The organism is uncultured Porticoccus sp. (assembly GCF_963975625.1).
Classification (GTDB): Bacteria; Pseudomonadota; Gammaproteobacteria; order Pseudomonadales; family Porticoccaceae; genus Porticoccus.
In genome coordinates, this window is sequence record NZ_CAXBHS010000001.1 from 501,599 (window position 1) to 521,025 (window position 19,427).

22 protein-coding genes are annotated in these 19,427 nt (G+C 55.3%); 9 read left to right on the plus strand and 13 right to left on the minus strand.

Going from position 1 to position 19,427, the window contains the following annotated elements:
• Positions 1 to 53: 53 nt before the first annotated feature.
• The 3 genes from AACZ64_RS02320 to AACZ64_RS02330 all read right to left on the minus strand — a co-directional run bounded on the left by AACZ64_RS02320 (position 54) and on the right by AACZ64_RS02330 (position 3,746).
• On the minus strand, positions 54 to 1,019 hold the full coding sequence (locus AACZ64_RS02320; protein WP_293613768.1) for an AEC family transporter: 966 nt from the start codon (positions 1,017 to 1,019) through the stop codon (positions 54 to 56).
• Between the two features lie 135 nt (positions 1,020 to 1,154).
• Entirely contained in the window at positions 1,155 to 3,305 is a 2,151-nt protein-coding gene (locus tag AACZ64_RS02325; RefSeq protein ID WP_293613769.1) for a TonB-dependent receptor, read from the minus strand.
• A 240-nt stretch (positions 3,306 to 3,545) separates the two neighbouring features.
• On the minus strand, positions 3,546 to 3,746 hold the full coding sequence (locus AACZ64_RS02330) for a DUF2892 domain-containing protein (protein ID WP_293613770.1): 201 nt from the start codon (positions 3,744 to 3,746) through the stop codon (positions 3,546 to 3,548).
• 137 nt (positions 3,747 to 3,883) lie between these two features.
• On the opposite strand from AACZ64_RS02330, the gene AACZ64_RS02335 reads away from it, so the two are divergent.
• From AACZ64_RS02335 to AACZ64_RS02350, 4 genes are all read left to right on the plus strand, one after another.
• Entirely contained in the window at positions 3,884 to 4,534 is a 651-nt protein-coding gene (locus AACZ64_RS02335; protein WP_293613771.1) for a DUF502 domain-containing protein, read from the plus strand.
• A gap of 77 nt (positions 4,535 to 4,611) precedes the next feature.
• Positions 4,612 to 5,271, plus strand: a complete 660-nt coding sequence (locus AACZ64_RS02340; RefSeq protein WP_036860807.1) for a hypothetical protein — start codon at positions 4,612 to 4,614, stop codon at positions 5,269 to 5,271.
• 47 nt (positions 5,272 to 5,318) lie between these two features.
• On the plus strand, positions 5,319 to 5,717 hold the full coding sequence (locus AACZ64_RS02345; protein ID WP_235189868.1) for a DUF2784 domain-containing protein: 399 nt from the start codon (positions 5,319 to 5,321) through the stop codon (positions 5,715 to 5,717).
• Positions 5,718 to 5,767: 50 nt separating this feature from the next.
• Entirely contained in the window at positions 5,768 to 6,169 is a 402-nt protein-coding gene (locus AACZ64_RS02350; RefSeq protein WP_036860805.1) for a DUF2007 domain-containing protein, read from the plus strand.
• Between the two features lie 12 nt (positions 6,170 to 6,181).
• On the opposite strand, the gene mnmC is transcribed toward AACZ64_RS02350, so the two are convergent.
• The gene (gene mnmC, locus AACZ64_RS02355; protein WP_051921523.1) at positions 6,182 to 8,233 is read right to left on the minus strand and encodes a bifunctional tRNA (5-methylaminomethyl-2-thiouridine)(34)-methyltransferase MnmD/FAD-dependent 5-carboxymethylaminomethyl-2-thiouridine(34) oxidoreductase MnmC; all 2,052 of its coding nucleotides are present in this window, start codon (positions 8,231 to 8,233) and stop codon (positions 6,182 to 6,184) included.
• Between the two features lie 86 nt (positions 8,234 to 8,319).
• Between mnmC and AACZ64_RS02360 the strand changes: the two genes are divergently transcribed.
• Entirely contained in the window at positions 8,320 to 8,718 is a 399-nt protein-coding gene (locus AACZ64_RS02360) for an MAPEG family protein (protein WP_235189867.1), read from the plus strand.
• Between the two features lie 86 nt (positions 8,719 to 8,804).
• On the opposite strand, the gene fldB is transcribed toward AACZ64_RS02360, so the two are convergent.
• The 3 genes from fldB to AACZ64_RS02375 all read right to left on the minus strand — a co-directional run bounded on the left by fldB (position 8,805) and on the right by AACZ64_RS02375 (position 11,359).
• Complete coding sequence (fldB, locus tag AACZ64_RS02365; protein ID WP_036860801.1) at positions 8,805 to 9,335, minus strand: flavodoxin FldB; 531 nt, start codon at positions 9,333 to 9,335, stop codon at positions 8,805 to 8,807.
• A 76-nt stretch (positions 9,336 to 9,411) separates the two neighbouring features.
• Positions 9,412 to 10,662: an ABC transporter permease gene (locus AACZ64_RS02370; RefSeq protein WP_293613772.1), complete on the minus strand. Its 1,251-nt coding sequence runs from the start codon at positions 10,660 to 10,662 to the stop codon at positions 9,412 to 9,414.
• Positions 10,652 to 11,359, minus strand: a complete 708-nt coding sequence (locus AACZ64_RS02375) for an ATP-binding cassette domain-containing protein (protein ID WP_293613773.1) — start codon at positions 11,357 to 11,359, stop codon at positions 10,652 to 10,654. The genes AACZ64_RS02370 and AACZ64_RS02375 overlap by 11 nt, the downstream gene beginning before the upstream one ends.
• Before the next feature lie 114 nt (positions 11,360 to 11,473).
• Between AACZ64_RS02375 and AACZ64_RS02380 the strand changes: the two genes are divergently transcribed.
• Positions 11,474 to 12,070, plus strand: a complete 597-nt coding sequence (locus AACZ64_RS02380) for a DUF3299 domain-containing protein (protein ID WP_293613774.1) — start codon at positions 11,474 to 11,476, stop codon at positions 12,068 to 12,070.
• 17 nt (positions 12,071 to 12,087) lie between these two features.
• Here AACZ64_RS02380 and AACZ64_RS02385 read toward each other — a convergent pair whose 3' ends face one another.
• The 5 genes from AACZ64_RS02385 to zigA all read right to left on the minus strand — a co-directional run bounded on the left by AACZ64_RS02385 (position 12,088) and on the right by zigA (position 16,181).
• Complete coding sequence (locus AACZ64_RS02385; RefSeq protein ID WP_293613775.1) at positions 12,088 to 13,110, minus strand: GTP-binding protein; 1,023 nt, start codon at positions 13,108 to 13,110, stop codon at positions 12,088 to 12,090.
• Complete coding sequence (locus tag AACZ64_RS02390) at positions 13,100 to 13,570, minus strand: Fur family transcriptional regulator (RefSeq protein WP_036860797.1); 471 nt, start codon at positions 13,568 to 13,570, stop codon at positions 13,100 to 13,102. The genes AACZ64_RS02385 and AACZ64_RS02390 overlap by 11 nt, the downstream gene beginning before the upstream one ends.
• 2 nt (positions 13,571 to 13,572) lie before the next feature.
• Positions 13,573 to 14,205, minus strand: a complete 633-nt coding sequence (locus AACZ64_RS02395) for a DUF2796 domain-containing protein (RefSeq protein ID WP_293613776.1) — start codon at positions 14,203 to 14,205, stop codon at positions 13,573 to 13,575.
• An 87-nt stretch (positions 14,206 to 14,292) separates the two neighbouring features.
• Positions 14,293 to 14,961 (minus strand): DUF1826 domain-containing protein, encoded by a 669-nt coding sequence (locus tag AACZ64_RS02400; RefSeq protein WP_293613777.1) that lies wholly within the window; start codon positions 14,959 to 14,961, stop codon positions 14,293 to 14,295.
• A 2-nt stretch (positions 14,962 to 14,963) separates the two neighbouring features.
• Positions 14,964 to 16,181, minus strand: coding sequence for a zinc metallochaperone GTPase ZigA (gene zigA, locus AACZ64_RS02405; RefSeq protein ID WP_293613826.1), 1,218 nt, complete (start codon positions 16,179 to 16,181; stop codon positions 14,964 to 14,966).
• Positions 16,182 to 16,430: 249 nt separating this feature from the next.
• Between zigA and AACZ64_RS02410 the strand changes: the two genes are divergently transcribed.
• The 3 genes from AACZ64_RS02410 (at position 16,431) to AACZ64_RS02420 (ending at position 18,841) form a co-directional block, all read left to right on the plus strand.
• On the plus strand, positions 16,431 to 16,895 hold the full coding sequence (locus AACZ64_RS02410) for a tRNA (cytidine(34)-2'-O)-methyltransferase (RefSeq protein WP_293613778.1): 465 nt from the start codon (positions 16,431 to 16,433) through the stop codon (positions 16,893 to 16,895).
• Between the two features lie 139 nt (positions 16,896 to 17,034).
• On the plus strand, positions 17,035 to 18,015 hold the full coding sequence (locus AACZ64_RS02415; protein WP_293613779.1) for a calcium/sodium antiporter: 981 nt from the start codon (positions 17,035 to 17,037) through the stop codon (positions 18,013 to 18,015).
• Between the two features lie 55 nt (positions 18,016 to 18,070).
• On the plus strand, positions 18,071 to 18,841 hold the full coding sequence (locus AACZ64_RS02420; RefSeq protein ID WP_293613780.1) for a VIT1/CCC1 transporter family protein: 771 nt from the start codon (positions 18,071 to 18,073) through the stop codon (positions 18,839 to 18,841).
• Positions 18,842 to 18,847: 6 nt separating this feature from the next.
• On the opposite strand, the gene AACZ64_RS02425 is transcribed toward AACZ64_RS02420, so the two are convergent.
• Complete coding sequence (locus AACZ64_RS02425) at positions 18,848 to 19,360, minus strand: ACT domain-containing protein (RefSeq protein WP_293613781.1); 513 nt, start codon at positions 19,358 to 19,360, stop codon at positions 18,848 to 18,850.
• Between the last annotated feature and the right edge of the window lie 67 nt (positions 19,361 to 19,427).

Here is a 19,427-nt window from a genome sequence, read left to right on the forward strand (position 1 = left end):
GGGCCATTCTACCTGTGGGCCGGGTGCTTAGCCACGCCGGATATGGGGTGGGGTCAGACCAGCGCCAGTGCTTTAAGGGTCAGTAAACCGCCGGTGACGGTCAGCATGCCCAACAGGGTCGACAGCACTACCATATTGGCGGCCAGCTCGCCGTTGCCCCCCATGGACTTCACCTGAATAAAGCTGGCCACCGCTGTGGGTGTTGAGGTCAGCAAAAACAGGATTCCCAGTGCCATGCCACTGACACCGAGCCAGGCGGCCGTGCCGACAATCAGCAGCGGTGTCACCACCAGTTTCAGTATAGCTGCAGTAAGTGTGCTGGCACCGGAGTGTTTCAGTGCCCTGAGGTTCATTGAGGCGCCAATGCAGAGTAGTGCCAGTGGCAGGGTCATCTGGGCAAAGTAGTTGCCGGTGTCCTCCAGAAGGGCTGGTAATGGCAGCCCGCCGAGCTTGAACAGAAAGCCCAGAGCGATCCCGATCAGTAGCGGGTTGGTGAGTGTATTGCGCAGCATCCTCCTCATCGGAGATTGGCCGTCACCGGTCTGGATGGGGTTGAGCGCCACTACTGCGAGTACGTTGTACAGCACGGTCAACAGGGCAATGGGCAGAGCGGCGGTTGCCAGACCAGTCTGCCCATAGGCATTGCCACAAAATGCCAGCCCGATGACCGCCAGATTACCCCGGAAAACACCCTGTACGAAGATGCCGCAATCGGCCTTGTTTTCGCCATTGAATAACCGGCCAATGGGCCAGGCCAGGGCGAATATCAACACCGTCAGGGGGATCGCCACCAGCAAGGGCAAACCCATGGCAACGCTTCCCATATCTGCCCGGTAGATACTGAGAAACAGAATCACCGGCAGCCCCACCTTGAATACCAGGTCGGATGCCGGCTGGATAAACGCGGTGGGAATCAGGCCGACTTTTTTCAGCAGCAGACCCAGCAGGACCACCAGGAAAATCGGGCCGGTAATTGACAGCGCAAAGCCCAGCAGGGCGAGGGGAGCGGTTTCGTTCATAACAGCCGATCAGAGAAACTGTCCATCATCATACCAGCCCGGTTGCCCTGACAATATGGCGGGTCTATTGCACTGACATAAAAAAACCTCCACCGCTGGGGTGGAGGTATCAAGGTCTGAAGGTGGGATTGGCAATCAGAATGCGTATTCAATACCGACGGAGGCAGTGCGCGGTTTATTGGGGCGTGCGCCATCGGGTAGGCGGGAAACAATCTCCTCCCGGTCAAACACGTTGTCCACTTTGGCGTAGACCACCGTGTCCGGATTGACGCTGTAACGGCTGATCAGGTCCACTACAAACAGGCTGTCGGTTCTGCCGAGCCTCGAGCCATTGTCGCAACCGATATTGCTGCATAATCTGTCGGTGTATTTGGCGACCATGTAATTATTCCAGCCCATCGGGGTTTCAAGCCCGGCGCGAAGACTGAAGGTATTTTTGGGTATGTCTGCCAGTCGGTCACCTTTTTCAAAACCGAGAGCCCCTTCATCTTCACTGATTTCAGCCTTGGTATAGGTGTAGGAGAGGTCTACCGGAATCATAAAGTCGCCGGCCTGGAAACGGTTGCCCGCAGTCAGCTCAATGCCCTGGATAACCGCTTCTCCGGTGGTAAAGCTGCCACTGGTATCGCCATTGCTGCAGGGGTTGGCAACTGAACAGTTTTCGGTTTTGTTGTCGAAGTCGCTATAGAAACCGATCATTTCGGCAAAGAAGCTGTTTTCGTTGAAACGGACCCCGGCTTCATAGTTGATGCTGGTTTCCGGATCCTCGCGTTCCGAAGCACCGCCACCCAGGGGTGAAAAGCCGCGGTGTACCCCGGCCAGTACCTGCCATTGGTCGTTCAGGTCATAGGTAAACGAAACACCCGGCAGGAGCTCTTCTGAACGGTTGGATTTTTTACTGCTGATAGTATTGCGGGATTCATCCGTATAGCGCTCCTCCGACGAATGCACTTTCTCGTAGCGGAGGAATAAATTCAGTGCCAGTGCGTCGGTAACCTGCCAGTTGTCCGTCAGCCAGAACGAGATGGCCTCGGCATCTTCCACGCGATTGTCGCCACTGGATATCGGATTGGTGCTCACATAGACCAGCTTGCCATCCACCTGATCGTAGACATCTACCGGTTGCAGTCGATCCACCTCATCTTCGTGGGCGCGACCACCGATGTTGAGCTGGTGTACACCCATGTCTACGGCAAAATTCAGTTCCAGGCCGTAGGATTCGTATTCGCGATCATTGTTTTTGTAGGTCAGGCCCGTCGTATCGGCGGTGCCATCGAGAATTGCCTGAGCGTTGGCATCCCCCCCGTTGGCCGCGTTAATCAGGGCGCTACCGCCGCTCAACTTCAACCAGTTGCGGGAAAACTCATTGTAGTAGCCGGTGGCCGTCATCCGCACACTGTCGGTCAGATCAAGGTTGTAGATGGCGCTATAGCGCTTGTGCCGCAGGCTCATTTCATCCGGCAGGGACAGTCCGTAACGGCGTTTCGGGTTGTCCCGGAAATCGGCATCGGTGAGTCCGAGGTAGGTTTCATCGGATACTTCCTCGGAATACTGGGCTTTTAACAACAGACTCTGCCCCTCGATTTCCCACAACAATTTGCCCATGTAGTCTTCGATGTCATAACCGGTATCGCGACCGCTGCGGTCAATTTTTTTGAAGCCGTCTGCATCGCGCTGCACGGTTTCCAGCAGCCAACCGAAGTTCCCCAGTGCGCCGCCACCGAACCTGCCGCCATAGTTCAGATGCAAGTCCCGCATGCCGTCCTCACCGGCAGCCAGCCGCAACTTGCCGCTATTCTCCTCGGGGATCGGTGTGGATCTCAGGTTGACGATGCCGCCGGTGGTCTGGGGGCCATAGCGCAGCAGGGGCGCCCCTTTCAATACTTCAATGGAATCCATGCGCATTGTGGTGGGGAAGGAGTAGGCAGCTGGTCCCGCATAGGGCGCGGGTGCGATCATAATACCGTCTTCCAGCAGGGTGATTTTTGAGGAGCGCTCCGAGGTGGCACCGCGGATACCGATATTCGGGCGCAGACCGAAACCATCCTCTTCGCGGATATAGATGCCGGGAACTGTTTTCAACAGCTGGTTGATGTCAGTGGACGCCTCGATAGCGATCTGCTCCTGATCAATCAGGGCGCCGGAGCCGGCGAGTTCCTGGACGTCTTCCCTGGAGCCGATGATAGAGATGGTTTCAATGTCGGTTCTTGTCTCGTCCACTGCCATTGCCACCAAGGGCAGTGTCAGTGAAGCGGTGAAAATAGAGAGAGAGAGTTTGTTGGCCATGGGTGATTCCGAAAATGATTTGGTTGTTAAAGTGCGCTTGTCTCGAAGTGTGATAATGCTAATCCAAATGGTAACCATTATCAATTATAATCTGTCGAGAGGGCCCAGATTTTGAGAGCAGGGGTAAAAAGCAGGATTATTTTCGGTGTCAATTATTCAGTAGGGTTGAATGAGAACCCGCCTGGAAAAACAGCAAAAACCCGGTAGAACCCGGGTTGATGGGGGGGTGAAGGACGTCTATCAGTCAGTGGGTTTCCTAGTCGAGCAGGTATTAAAGCCCAGCAAGCTATAGACCGGACAATTACCTGCCAGTGCCGTGACAAGGGGAATGACACCTATCCAGCCCCAGGCCGTTTGTGGTCCAACAAATACCAGGGCGATCAAGACCAGTCCCACCACAAGCCGAAGCAGGCGATCTACGGTACCCAGATTAATTTTCATAATAATGTTCTCCACGTTGTGTTCTATTGAGTATGGATGTCACGGGGCAATTCTGATTTGATGGTGATCAATCAGAGGGCAGGTATTCTCATGCCGGTCCGAACCCTCGTGTCGGTTGTGTGTTTAAAGGATAGACCATGACGCGTTTTCGTTCGTTTCTTTGCCTGACGCTTCTCGGCGGACTGACCGTCGTGTTGCCCATTGCACTGCTGGCAATGATCTTCCTGTGGCTGTTCGATCTGGTGGCAGGTCTGATCAGTCCCCTCACCGGCCTGTTGCGGGAGCAGGCCACGATCAGCGAATTTCTGGCTTTGCTGGTGGTGCTGCTGTTGATCCTGGGCAGTTGTTTTGCGGTCGGGCTGTTGATCAGAACCCGTCTGGGTAACTGGATGCACGGCCATATGGAGATCTGGCTGACCCGGCTGGCCCCGGGTTATCGCACTATCCGGGCGATCGTAACGCAGTTGCTCGGCGGTAGTGGTGAAACCACCTTGCTCAGCGGTCAGACCGCACTGGCAAAAATCTACGGCGCGGATTCACCGGTCACGGTAACGGCGATTGTGACCAGCCGTCACGGGGATGGTGCCTATACGGTATTCGTGCCCACTGCCCCGATTCCGACGTCCGGGATGACCTACCACCTGCCCGCTGACTGTGTGCAGATACTGGCGCATGTCTCCGTGGAGGAGGCTATGCGTACCATTATCGCCTGTGGGTCGGGTTCCGCTGAAATGCTGGTCAGAAATGCGCGGGAAGCGTCGGAAAAAGTCAGAGATTACGAGGAGTAACAGACAGTTCTAACGGAGTGACCTATGCTGGGAGGTGTAGGAAACCATGATATGGCATCAGGTACTGGGGCGGAATAATGATAGATAACAGTAACCCCGTTCGGGGCGGGCACCCGTGGTTGGCCCTGCTGGTGATGTCGATGTTTTTGCAGGCCTCCTGCTCTTCCGTCTCGCAAACCCGGGATGCCCTGCGCACGGCAGAGGTCTGCTGCGATGACTTTGCGGCGATGTCCTTTCCCGTCATCCACTCGGTCAACCCATCGGATACCCCGGTCGTGGTCGAGCTGAATGATCGTTCACCGGTATACCCGTTCAGAACGGGCAAGAGCTATTTTTCGGCATATGCCCTCAGTCACGGCCAGCCGGGCAGCGATCTGCTGTTGATGTTCGCGCCGGGTCGGTTCAATGCCCTCAACAGCGGGACCTTTTGCCCGATAGTGACTTACCTGAACAGCCAGCACGAACCGATTGCAAGCGAGGATCTGGTGATCCGCTGGGTCTCGAGCGATAAATCCAGGACCGGCTATTGGACAGCAGCACAAACGGTACCTGCGGCAGCGAGTTACCTGATTGTCCATACTTCGGATGAGATGCTGTCGCGTCAATTATCGATCGACGCCGTGACAGAAAATCAGACCATTATGGTGGGTTATGCGGTGGCGACCATACCTGTGACCCGCGCGGCGGGCTATCGGTGTCTGCCGGTTGGTGAGGTGCAAGTGATTCTGTTGGGCTGACTGTTACAGCCGGACGATAACCTGAACAATGTCAGGTGATGCTAGCAATGTCATATACGTTATTTGCCGATCTGATACTGATACTTCACGTGGGGTTTGTTCTGTTTGTAGTGGGAGGGCTGCTGCTGATTGTGCTGGGCAACCTGTGCCACTGGCGATGGGTGAACCGGTGGTGGTTCCGGTTGGCGCATCTCGGTGCGATCGCCGTGGTGGTGGCTGAATCCTGGGCCGGGTGGGTCTGTCCGTTGACGACCTTTGAGCAGTGGTTGCGGGCCAGGGCAGGGGATATCAGTTACAGTGGCAGTTTTATTGAACACTGGTTGCAGGAGTTGCTTTATTACGATGCGCCTAACTGGGTGTTTCTACTGATTTACTCCCTGTTCGGGTTACTGGTGTTGGCCAGTTGGTGGCTTTTCCCTCCGACTCCTCGCACTGGCAAAAAATAGCTGAGCGGGATTTACCGGTTGCTGTGATTAAAAAAAGAAAAGGATTCCCTGTGATTACCGTTGCCACATTTTCCTTTCCCCATGAGGCACACATTGCCAAGTTGAAACTGGATGCCAAGGGAATTCCTGCATTTGTCGCCGATGAGCACACCATCAATATGCAGTGGTTGTATTCTTCTGCCATAGGCGGGGTGAAACTGCAGGTGCCGGCACCATTTGTCGAGCAGGCGACCCAGGCATTGGCGGAAGATTTCTCCGACCTGTTCGACAGCGACGAAGAGAATGACCGGGACCAGCTGAGCTGCCCGGCCTGTGGCGGTCAGAAGCTGACACCATTCATTCGCGGCAAAAAACCGGCCTTTGTGGTGTTTCTGTTGTTGGGGTTCCCGCTGTTTTTTTACCGGCGCGGTTTCAGATGCGATGTCTGCGGAACCTTTGTGGCGTCGCCATGAGAGCTGCTGTGCTCACTGTTTGCCGCGCTTCATGTCTCTGATGATAAAGCGACCCGGGTGTATCGCCTGACGCAAATCCTGCTCCAGTGGTGGAACCTCACCGCAAATCTGACTGGCCAGCAATTCTGCGCACAGCGGTGCGTAACTCATGCCCCGGGAACCGTGGCCGCAGTTCAGGTACAGGCCCGGCCAGCAGGCGCCCGCCACCGGGATGTGGGCCCGGGCATTCTTTCGCAACAGGGCATAATCCAGCCGGTAGTGTTCGGCAATCGGTGCCGGTCCGGCGATAGGCAGGTAGTCCGGGGTGGTGCAGCGGAAGGCGGCACGGCCGTCGAGGTGGTTTGCATCCACAGGGTCAAACAGGGCAGCGGCTTCCGGGGCTGTTTTCTGCAACTGGGCCAGGTTGTCCCGATGATCCTCCTCACGCAGCGTGGTGCAGGTTTCGCCAATATTGTAGGTGGCCCCCAGGGTATGGATCCCCTCACTGGCCGGGGCCAGATAGCCTTCGCCGCAGATCACCGCTTTGAGTTGATTGCTGTCCGCGGTGGCGGGCAGGCAGCTGATTTGACCGCGAATCGGTTTTAACGGCAGGTGTGCCGTCTGGGTAAATGCCGCACTGCCTGTGCCACTGGCAATCACGGCCACTGACGCAGTGGCTGACAGGGTGCCGTGTTGGTCATATGCCTGCCACTGATGCTGTTCATGGTGGAGAGTGGCGATAGTAGCCGTCTGGCGACGGATCAGTGGGTGGTCAGTCAGTGCCCGGCAGACAGCGACGGGTTTGATCCAGCCCAATTGGGGAAAGAACAGCCCAGCTCCAATGCCGAGTGATATACCGGCGATCTCATTCAGTTGACTCCCGGTCACCAGTGCAACCAGTTCCGCCGGATGTTGCCGGGCGAGCGCTTCAAACAGCGGCAGCTCATGCTGATCCTTCGGCAGAACCAGCACACCGCATGGGCTGCCGGTGGCTTCCTCCCCGAGAAAACGTTGGTGATAACGGCTGGCATGGAGTAATGCCATTAGGCCAAACCGGCTCAGAGGTGAGCGTTGGCTGGACAATTTGGGATAGAGAATAGCCTGCGGGTTTCCCGAACCTTCACTGGCCAGTTGGGGATGTTGTTCGATCAGGGTGACACTGATACCCCGATCGGCCAGTGATCTGGCTGTGGTGCACCCGGCAATGCCGCCACCAATCACCAGGGCAGATGACGGAGGACTGAGTTGGGGAGGTAGATACCAGGGTGGTTGGAATTCCGCATTGTGGCTGGCTGGTTGCCAGTCAATGTCCGATACGTCTGGTGCGATGGGTTCTGCCATATGCCCGCACAGCATGTGCAGTTTTTGGCCGAATCCCGACACTTTCTGCACTTCGAAACCGGCGGCCTGAAGGCCGCGACGAACCGAGCCGGCGGCGGTAAAGGTACTGAATGTGGTTCCCGGGACGCTCAGCCTGGCGAGGGTCTGAAACAGATCGTCTGTCCACATTTGCGGGTTCTTTGCCGGGGCAAAACCATCCAGGAACCAGGCGTCCACAACAGGGTTGTTCCGGGATGAAAAAAGTGGATGATCGCTCCCTGACAGACTGGCGAACATGGTGTTGGCATCGCCGTAAAGCAGGGTAAGTACAATGCGCTTGTTGGCCAGGTAAAGCCGATGAATGCCCGGAGTCGGTGGTGGGTACTGTTCGATAAGTGCATTGGCCAGCCCCGACAGCGTCGGCCAGAGGGATAAAGCCTGTTGTAGATCTGACCGGGATAAGGGATATTTTTCCGCAGAGATAAAATGCAGTGTGCCGCTGCTGATTTGATCCAGCCAGAGACTGGCGGCCGTAAGGAAGTTCAGGCCGGTGCCAAACCCGGTTTCACCGATGGTAAAAAAGGGGCGTGTAGAGATTGTCCAGCGCTGTGGCAGCCCGTTATGGTGCAGGAAGACATGGCGGGCTTCCGACAGGCCGCTGGTGCGGGAAAAGTACCTGTCATCAAAATCTGTGGCGTGCGGCTGGCCCTCTGCATCCCAGTTTATGGTCGCCCGTTGTAGCATATCTGCGGTAGGTTCAGGCATTGATAGGTCCGTAGCTGTGGCAGCGGCCATATTATCAGTAGATCAAGCCCTTGGCTTGATCGGTATTTTTCAAACAGGAGAGCCAGATGACGCAGGGTTTAAGTATGGATATTTCGATGATTTATATCGCTCTCAGCGGTCTGCTAATGGTAGGGCTGGCTGTGGATGTGGTGCGTGGACGTCTTAAATATCAGGTGGGTCTGGGGGATGGAGGCCACGAAGCCCTCGGTCGCCGTATCCGGGTTCACGGCAATGCCGTAGAATATCTGCCCATCGGGCTGTTGTTGCTGCTGGCGGTCGAGAACTCCGTCTCCAGTGGTTTGCTGGTACATCTGCTCGGCGGTCTGTTGGTCTTCTGTCGGCTGTTGCATGCGTTTGGTTTGCGCAAGAGTGCCGGCACATCCCTGCCGCGCTTTATTGGCACGGCCGGTACCTGGAGCATGATGCTGGTTTCAGTCGGATTGATTCTGGCGAACAGCTTTTAGTCCCGGATAGAGTGGCAATGCTGTGAATTCGTGACTGTTAGTAAGCCGGGTGCACTGTCCTAACAGCGCCATCATCACTTTGTAGGTCATTTGCTATCGAGGTGAAATTCCCGGAGGATCTGGGCGCACCAGCGTTCAATGCGCTGGTCGGTGAGTTCAAACTGATTTTCCTCGTCTATTGCCAGACCGACGAAGTGTGTGCCGTCAGCTGTGAGCGCCTTGGAATCGCTGAACTGAAATCCTTCCACCGGCCAGAACCCCACGGTGGTTGCGCCCAGCGTGCAGACTTTTGCCCAGAGAAATCCCAGTGCGTCGAGAAACCATTCCGGGTAGCCGATCTGGTCGCCCAGACCGAACAGTGCCACTGTTTTATCGGAAAAATCGACGTTGTCCAGGGCCTCCCAGCAGTTTTCCCAGTCCTCCTGCAGCTCGCCGTAATCCCAGGTGGGAATGCCGAGTATCAACAGCGGGTAGTTTTCCATCAAGCTGACGGGGGTCTCTGCCACGTTGTACACATCCACCCGGTCTTCACCGAGGCGGGCCGCTATTGTCTCGGCCGCCATTTCGGTATAGCAGGTGGATGAGCCATAGAACAGGCCGATAGGTGCTTGAGTCATGGGATACATGTAATTGACGTTGAACAGGGTTCGATTCTACGGATTTTGTTATCACTGTGCATGCCCGGTCGGCAAGTCAGTGGTTTTCCAGACCGCTGTGCAATCCCCGGCGGTACGCGCTAATGGCGGGAATCAGTGCGATGACAAAAGTAGTGACAAATGCCAGTCCCAATGCGTTCAGGGTCGTGACGGTAATGATCTGGTCGCTGAGAAACAGGCCGTACCGCTCGCCGAGCATTGGTCCGGCTACCGTGAGAGCCCCCTTCAACAGGCCGACGGCAACGACGGCTCCGGCGGCTACCAGCAGCAGTGCCTCCAGTTCCAGCAACATCAACAGAGTCAGTGGCCGCAACCCGAGAATCCGCAACAGGGCAATCTCCCGCTGTCTCTGTTGCAGCGTCGATAACAGCATAGTTGCCAGCCCCAATAGGGATGCAAACAGTACCAGCAGGGCGATAAAACCGAGGGTTTTTTCTACCCAGGACATCAGTTGCCACAATTCCGAAAGCGCCACACCGGGCAGAATGGCCATCAGTGGTTCGTCTGGGTAACGATTGATTTCACGTTGTAAGCGAAAGGTGGATAACCGGTTGTTCACGCCGATCAGGATTGCCGTGACGGAGTCCGGCTCAAGGTCTTGCTCCTGCCCGGGGTTTGTGTGTTGGTGAGTAGCCACCCGTGTGCCGCTCTGCCAGTCGCGGTGGATACTGTCCAGGTCCTTTAGATTAATGTGCAGTGTGCGATCTACGGGGGTGCCTGTGGGTTTGAGAATACCGGTCACCTGAAAAGGAGAATCCCTGTGCAGGGAAAAACTGGTGGCCGCCATGCCGTGGGCCAGCACCAGACTCTCGCCAATCCGGTAGTTGAGCTGACTGGCGACCTCAGCGCCAATCACCACATCAAAAGGTTGTTCAAAGGGCTCCCCCTCGGCAAACCCCAGTGGTTGCTGATGGCCATAGCGGAAGTGCTGAAAGTAGGCATCGGTGGTGCCGAGTACCGGATATCCCCGGTGGGAGTCCCCCAGTGACAGGGGAATTGCCCAGGCTACATCCGGTTTTTTTGCCAGTGTTTGAAAACTGTGCCAGTCGATATTGTTGGTGGCACCACCGAGACGGAACACCGAGTACAACAGCAGGTTCAGCTGCCCGGTGCGCGGACCGACGATCAGATCCACCCCGGAGACAGCCTGGCTGAAACTGTGTTTGGCCTCTTGGCGGATATGACCGATACCGAGCAGTACGAACAGGCAGATGGCAATGGAAAACACGGTGATCAGTGCCGTGGTGCGGCGACTCGCCAAACTGTGCAGGGCAATTTTAATCAGCATGTTTGTCTCCTGACCGGTTTATCTCGGCAAGCGCTGTCACCCGCTGAAATTGCCGACCGAGGCTGTCGTCGTGACTGACAAAAATCAGCGTGCTCTGCCATTCACGGGTCAGGGCCAGCAGATGCTGTACAAAGCTGTCGCGGAGTTGGCTGTCCAGTGCCGAGGTGGGTTCATCGGCAATCAGGATTTCGGGGGCATTGACCAGTGCCCGGACAATCGCAACACGCTGTTGCTGACCTGCACTGAGTCGTGTGGGGTGCTCGGACAGCAATTGCTCGTCCAGTTTCAGTGTGTCGAATAATAGGCCAGAGCGCTCCAGAGCCGCGGCTGTTGTCGTCCCACCAAGCTTTGCCGCCAGTAACAGGTTATCCCTCACACTGAGGTAGGGAATGAGATTGAACTGCTGAAACACCACCCCGATATGGGAGGCTCGAAAATGATCCCTCTGGCGGGCACTGCGCTGAGCCAGGTTGACCCCGAGGACTTGCAGTGTGCCGGATCGGGCACAGAGCGTGCCACTCAACAGATTTAGCAGGGTGGTTTTGCCGGAACCCGAGGGTCCTTTCAGGAAAATCTGTTCACCTCGGGCAATTTGCCAGTGAGGGATATCCAGCACGGCAGTACGCCTGTTACCGGGATACTGGAAAGTCAATTGGTCAATGGAAACTGCATGGGTCTTGTCTGTGGAATTTTGCATCGTTTTTTGGTGTCTGGGTGACGGCTTTACTGGTTTGTTTAGGCTATAAATGATACAACATATCTCTTTTCGTTTTGCCAAAAATTTACCGAATAAGCAAAAAGGATTTACAGGATGAAAAGTGGGCACCGCTTTGCACGTTTAGCGTTACTTGTCGGCAGCCTGTGGTTGTGTATGACCTGCGCTTTGGCGATGGCTGATAAGGGCGCGGTGTTTGAAAAGGAGGATTTCAGGACTGTCGAGTGGACCGAGCTGATGCCCGATGGCGACCTGAATGCATTGATGAATCCCCCTGATTATCTGTCCGATATCGAAGACGGGGGTGAGGAGGATGTGCTGGAAAGTCCCATTCGAGGCACCGGAGACCCTGCCGGGGATCGTTACCAGCAGGCATTGACCTCCACCGAGATAAGGCCGGAATTTGATGGTCAACTGATACGCATTCCCGGGTTTGTGGTGCCGCTGGATTTTGATGAGCGGCAGCGGGTGACGCGGTTTTTCCTGGTGCCATTTTTCGGTGCCTGTATCCATGTGCCACCGCCTCCACCCAATCAGATAGTCTACGCAGAGAGCGAGAAGGGCTTTGAGCAGGCGTCTCTCTATGACGCTTTCTGGCTGAGTGGCCGGATCAGTACCACCATGACGGAGAATGACATGGCCGTTTCAGCCTATGCCATAGAGGTAATGGCGGTTGAGGTCTATCAAGAATAGCTCGGGATTGATAGCTGTTAAGGCAGCAGACAGTGGGTCAGCCACTGTTCCATCTGTTGCTCATCCCCCTGTCGCCGGGTTATCTGCTCCACGCGACTGTCGGCGGTTTCGTCTATAAAGTCACTGGTGGTTTCGCCATCGGTCCGGTTGAAACGCAAAATACCTCGATTGGTGATAAACACACCTTTCAATCTGATGGCAGGGGTCTGGTTGAGCAGCGCCATCAATTTACGGTAGTCGAATACATGGTTGGGTTCGAAAATCCAGCCGTTGCTGAAGTAACCTTCTCCCTGGTGGTCAATTCGCAAATACCCTTGCTCTGGCATGGGAGGCAGTCCCTCCTCATAGTCCATGCTCGGGGTGTTGTGCCGTTGGGTGTGTGTGGGGACAGCAACGGCACGGCTGGGTTGATCCAGCAGGTCGGGTTCCATCGCCCCCCTGGTCAGGGGTATCACTGGCTGTGACAGGCCGTTTTTGTCCAGAAAGGAGTGCAGTTGTGGTAGGTTTTTGGCACTGTACAGGTCCGCTTTATTGGCCAGGATGATATCAGCTGCCTGCAGTTGCTGATTGAATACCGCGTGGTCGTGGTAGCGTTTATCAGTGATATGGCGGGCATCTACCAGGGTCAGAGTGGCCTGTAGTGACAGCACCTCGCGGTAATATTCCCCACTCAATAATTCCAGTAATTCGCGGGGGTGCCCCAATCCTGTGGGTTCGATCAGCAGCCGCTGTGGTCGAGCACGGCTCAATAACAGGTTGAGGGCAATCTGGAGGTTCAACTGGTTGGTGCAGCACAGGCAGCCGCCAGGTACTTCCCGAACAAGGATGTTGTCAGTCTCCCCGCTCTGATTCAGTAACGCGGCATCGATACCCACCTCGCCGAATTCATTGATCAGTAATGCCCAGCGTTGTTGCGGTGGTTTGTGAGCCAGCAGATGGCGTATGGCGGTGGTTTTTCCGGCACCGAGAAATCCGGTGATGATATTGGTGGGAATCTGTTTCAGGGGGGCAGCCTGGCTACCCCTGGAATCAGGCGGCACTTGTCTGGCTGCATTCGTCGCAGAGGCAATGCAGTTCCAGTTGGTGGTTGATCAGGTGGTAACCTGCTTTGGTGACATTAATGTTCAGTGCGTCAATGATCTCCTTGCCAATCGCAATTTCCTTGACCTTATTGCAGTGGTCACAGATCAGGAACTGGGGCACCTGGTGTTGGTGGTTACAGGCAATGTGGGAGCAGGCAATAAACTTGTTTTCCGATACCAGTTTGTGGGCCAGGTTTTCAGTCATCAGGAAATCCAGCATTCGGTACACAGACATGGGCGGGACGGATTCGTGAAACTGTTGTTGATAGCGCTCGGCCAATTCGTAGGCGGACAGGGGGCTGCCAGAACGCAATAACAGAATCAGAATATTTTTGCGCTTGGGTGTCAGTTTGGCACCTGGGTGGTTGCAGTGCTCTTCCGCTTTTTTGATCACTTGATCCAGTGTCGATATGCCCATGGCTAGTCCACTTCCAGTTGCGAGTGTGAGGGGGTCATTGTGGCAGCGCCCTGGCTCCCGGGCAAAACCCACGAAGCCTGGATTCTACGGATACCGGGGAAGCGGGAAAAGAGGTCTGTAACGATCCGGGTGAGTTTTTCCGATTGGTGGCAGTGGAACAGGTAGCGGGCCGTGAACTCGGTGTGCTGCTGATGTTCCTCTATATCGTGCTCGTGCTCGTGCTCGTGCTCGTGCTCGTGCTCGTGCTCGTGTTGATAGTTATCACGGTCATCATTGGTGTGGCGGAGGTGGTCGTAGGGCTGTTCAACCTGCACTCTGATAGCCCGGCATTCCGTGCCCGGAAAGGTAAACCGCGCCTGTGGCGAGCTGAGTAATTTTCCCGCCCGTTCAATGGCGGCCTGTTGTCGATGGTCGCGGGGTGGGTGTTCAAAGCCCACCAGGTTCATGGCCGGGCTGCGAAATTCCAGAAGCAGCCGGTCATTATCCAGGGCGGCCTGCAGTTCTGCTTCGCCATGCACATGGGGGCTGTGCTGTTGCGACGAGCGGTCGGCGGCACCCTGTGCCGTAACGTTGCTGGTGATTAATGCACACAGCAGTACCGACAGAGTGATGAAAAGAACTTTGACACTAATCATAGTCTGGCCAGTTGTTTGATGGCGCATTGTTGTAAAAAAAGGCCCCCGAAGGGGCCGAAGGACCCTCGACTATACAGGTTGGATGGATTACCCAAAGTCCAGTGATAGCATCAATCTGGCTGCGCCGGAGGGCATGGGAGGAGATCGGTGGACGGCCCCCCGGCCTTCGTTGCCATGCCATGACTCACCTTTTAGCAGGGCAGCATCGCCGACGGTGAGTTGCCTGATATGCCGGGGTGAGTGGAATACATCTGATTGGTCGTCAGGCTTTCCTTTTCTGCCTTTGCCGAGTCTGGTGCGGTCGACCCGGTTGTTTTCAAGCCATTCGGTGGCCGGGCCACCGTAGGTTGTCACCATTCGGCAGGGAATATGATCCACATGGAATCGCGGGCACATAGCCTGACTCAGCAGGGCCACGCGCAGGCCGATGCGTTGCAGGTCAAACAACACCGAAAACATTTCGCACAGCCGGGAAATATCCGCAATCAATGCGGGTTTCCCCCGACGGTTCGGCAGGTGGGCGGAGAGCCAGGGCGCTATTTCTCCCACCTGCATGACGGCCTGTAATGTCTGAAAAACAGGCGGACTTTTTATCAGCGACGCCACATAAACCTGTGTCGGCAGATCGAGGCTTCTCTGCCAGATAGCCATGTTGATATCGGCATTGTAGATACTTGAGAACACACCTGGGTCCGTATCGGCGACACTGCTGCTATCCTCAATGGTCAGCAGTTTCAGGGCAGAGTTATCGGGCATGATCATTGCTCCTCTGGGGAGGCCCACGCCTGGAACGGGTCCGGTAGAGACAGCCAGTGTTCTTTGCCCGCAAACAGTTCTTCTTCCGAGAGGAGGCAATCGTTCAGTTGTTGGTAAACCTGGTCGCGATCGAGTCCCTGTCCGATAAACACAAGTTCCTGTCGCATATCTCCAAAAGGCTCTTCCCACTGCTTTAGAATTGCCTCCCTTGTTGCCGGATCCTGGGGCCACTGATCTTTGGGTACCGCCCTCCAGAATATGCCGCCAACGCCACACCGGGCGATACCTCCCGCCTGATTCCAGCTGCCGATATGTGCCGGGCGTGTGGCCAGCCAGAAGCAGCCTTTCGAGCGAATCAGTTTGCCGTGCAATTGGGGGTTGTGGAGAAAGTCGTGGAATTTCTTGGGGTGGAACGGGCGACGTGCCTTGTACACAAAACTGCTGATACCATATTCTTCGGTTTCAGGTACGTGCTCACCGCGCATTTCCTTCAGCCAGCCGGGTGCCTGTCGTGCCCGCTCAAAACTGAATCTGCCAGTGCCCAGTACTTTGCTCAAATCTATCTGGCCGTTTTCAATGGCGACGATATCCGCTTCGGTATTGAGTGTTCTCAGTACACCTTTGAGTTTGTTTAATGCTTCAGCTGACACCAGATCGGTTTTGCTGATGAGGATCACATCACTGAATTCCACCTGGTCAACCAGCAGGTCGGCGACACTTCGGTGGTCGTCCTCGCCAAGGCTTTCGCCGGTCTCCTGTAGCTGTTTTGCTTCGATATAGTCATGCATGAAATTGACCGCATCCACGACGGTTACCATGGTATCCAGTTGTGCGGCATCGGACAGGCTTCGACCCTGCTCATCGGCAAATGTAAAGGTTTCTGCCACGGGCAGGGGTTCCGAAATACCGGTGGATTCAATCACCAGATAATCAAAACGGTTTTCGGCGGCAAGCCGGCCGACTTCCTCCAGTAAATCCTCTCTCAGGGTGCAGCAGATACAGCCATTACTCATTTCTACCAGACGCTCTTCACTGCGGTTCAGCTGTACTTCATTCTGGATGGTGGCTGCATCGATGTTGACCTCGCTCATGTCGTTGACAATGACGGCGACCCGACGGCCATCCCGATTGTGGAGGATATGGTTTAGCACAGTAGTTTTTCCTGCGCCCAGGAACCCGGACAACACGGTGACGGGCAGTTTGTTGTGTTGAGTTTTCATAGTGGTGGTATCCATGGCGGCAAAGGTGTCTCCGTTTTTATTGAGAACCGTGAATAAGATGATATATCGTATCATAATTCTCACCGTGACAAAGTCAAGTGCGATGATTCATTGTCCACTTCCCAGTATTTTGATCCATAAACCGCGGTGCTTGATTGCCACCGTGCGTCATGGGTGGTGACGGAGACAGTATGTCTGACGGGGGTTGCACCTGTTAGAATGGTTGCCTCATCTTCGCGTGATCTCTCTATGTTTCACATTGCCCTTTACGAACCGCAGATTGCTCCGAATACGGGTAATATCATCCGTTTGATGGCGAATAACAGCAGTCATTTGCATCTGATTGAACCGTTGGGTTTCGACCTGGAAGCAAAGAAGTTGCGCCGGGCCGGGCTGGATTACCGGGATATGACCTCAGTCACCCGTCACTCCGACTACACGGCATTTCTGGCGCAGATGGCTGACAGGCGGATTTTCGCCTGTACCACAAAGGGAGGCGCGCTCTATGACGGGATCGCTTATCGCCCCGGTGACGTTCTCCTGTTCGGTTCGGAAACAGCCGGTTTGCCGCAGTCAGTGATGGACAGTTTTGCCCCGGCCCACCGTCTGAGAATTCCCATGCGTCCCGGCTGTCGCAGTATGAATTTGTCCAATGCGGTGGCCATTGTCAGTTATGAGGCCTGGCGACAAAATGATTTTGCTGGTGGGCAGTAGTGATCTGACTGCTTCCTATAGCTGGTCTTGCAAAGTGTTGCCGGTTAGGATGCTCCGCCCGGTAGAAGATGGCGTGTGCGTATCGACGAATTGATGCGCAGGTTTTAACGACAGAACGAATAGTTAACAAGGGAGCGATATGCTGATTGCAATGTTGGCGGTGTTGGTGGGTTTTGCTCTGTTGATCTGGAGTGCTGACCGGTTTGTGGATGGTGCTGCGGCGACAGCCTATCATGCCGGTATGCCCAGCCTCCTGATCGGGATGGTGATTGTCGGTTTTGGCACTTCTGCCCCAGAGATGGTGGTGTCGGCCATGGCGGCCCTGGATGGCAGCCCTGAGCTTGCTCTGGGTAATGCGTTGGGGTCCAATATTGTCAATACCGGCCTGATACTCGGTGTCACAGCTCTGATCATGCCGATCATGGTGCATTCAAAAATCGTTCGCAGGGAGTTGCCGCTGCTGATTCTGATCTGTCTTGGCGCGGGCCTCATGCTTTGGGATAACGCAGTGCTTCGCTGGGAGGCGGCATTGCTGCTGATCGGTTTTTTTGCCTTGATCGGCTGGTCGGTTTTTTCTGCTATTCGGGACCGGGGTGATGCCCTAGCAACAGACTTCGATCAGGAAATACGTGAACATACCATGCCGCTGGCGAAAGCCATCTTCTGGTTGGCAGTGGGTTTGATCGTATTGGTGGCCAGCTCGAGGCTGCTGGTGTGGGGGGCTGTGACCATTGCCGAATCCCTGGGTGTCAGCGACCTGATTATCGGTTTGACAATAATCGCGCTGGGCACATCCCTGCCTGAATTGGCCTCCTCTGTTATTGCCGTGCGCAAGGGTGAGCACGATATTGCCATCGGCAATATCGTCGGCTCCAATATGTTTAATATTCTGGCGGTGGTCGGTATCGCGGGTCTTATTGAGCCCTTGACCAATCTGTCACAACAGGTGTTGACCCGCGATTGGGGCACAATGATGCTTCTCATGGTGATGCTGCTGTTTATGGCCTACGGCTTTAGAGGGCAGGGCCGGATTAACCGGCTGGAGGGTTTTGGTCTGCTATCGATCTTTATTATCTACAATAGTTATCTGGCATTCTCGGTATTAACCGGTTCAGCCTGACCGTTTACACAATGCCGGGCTTTACTTTAATCCCGGTTTGCTCTGGAGTTGGCCCATGGAAAACCACGATAAGCTCGGAGAGATTGAGGATTTTAGAGCCCACCATCATCCTCAGTTGATTGCCCAGCGTCTGGATGATGGCCCGGACTCTGTTTATGTGAGGGACTTTATCTACGGTGCGGTGGATGGTGCCATCACCACGTTTGCCATTGTTGCGGGTGTTGCCGGTGCCGGTCTGTCTTCTTCGGTAATTATTATCCTGGGTTTTGCCAACCTGCTGGCGGACGGTTTCAGTATGGCGGTGAGTAACTACCTGGGTACCCGTGCGGAGAACCAGCACCGCATCAAGATCCGCAACCGGGAACTCGAGGAAATTAAACGATTTCCCGAGGGCGAGGTGGAGGAGATTCGCCAGATTTATGCCCGCAAGGGTTTCGAAGGGAGTGTTCTCGAAGATGCTGTGGATGTGATTACCTCGGATGAGAAAACCTGGGTGGATACCATGGTTCAGGAAGAGTTTGGTCTCTCGCTGCAATCACATGACCCGTTCAAGGCCGGTCTGGCCACCTTTGGCGCCTTTTGTCTGGTAGGGTTTATCCCGTTGGTGACTTATGTCGCCAACTGGTTATCCCCGGGGCTGATCGATTACGCCTTTGGCCTGTCCGCTGGCCTCACAGTGATAGCTTTTTTCATCGTCGGTGCCATGAAGGGTCGCTTTGTGGATCAGGGTTGGCTGGTGTCGGGGCTGGAAACGGTGGCGATCGGTGGTATTGCTGCCGGGATGGCATTTGGGGTGGGATTGTTATTGAAAGGCCTGGTTGCCTGAATGCCTTCAGGTCTGTTCCAGCTCCACCATGAGGTCGTCCGATACACTTTCCAGTGCCTGTTGTAGTCGGCTTCTGTCGAGGTCCTGTGGCAATTGCAGGGTTGCACTGGCCCGGAACAGGATTTCCGAGCTCATCGGAGCATCTTCGCAGTGGGTATTGAGTTCCTCCACGTTGACCTGCAGTTTTGCCAGAATACCGGATATCTCGCCGACGATACCCGGTCGGTCGTTGCCGACCACCGTCAGTGTAACGCGCTCGCCATCGGCTGGATGCAGTGAGGAGCAGGCCTCGCCGGTTACCCGAATACCCTGCTGCTCTAGTTGTTCCAGCGCCGTGAGCAGAGCCGCCTGTCGGTCTTCGGCAATATCCACCAACAGGATGCCGGCGAATTTGCCGGCAAGGCGGGACATGCTGCTTTCCAGCCAGTTGCCACCGGCGCGAGTGACGACATCGGCGATGCGCTCCACGATGCCGGGGCGATCATTGGCGATGACGGTCAATGCGAGATAGTGTTTCATGCGCGGTTCTTATTCCTGTGCGGTTGTGGGACTATTATGGCCTAACAATCGGCCCCCGGCCACGATC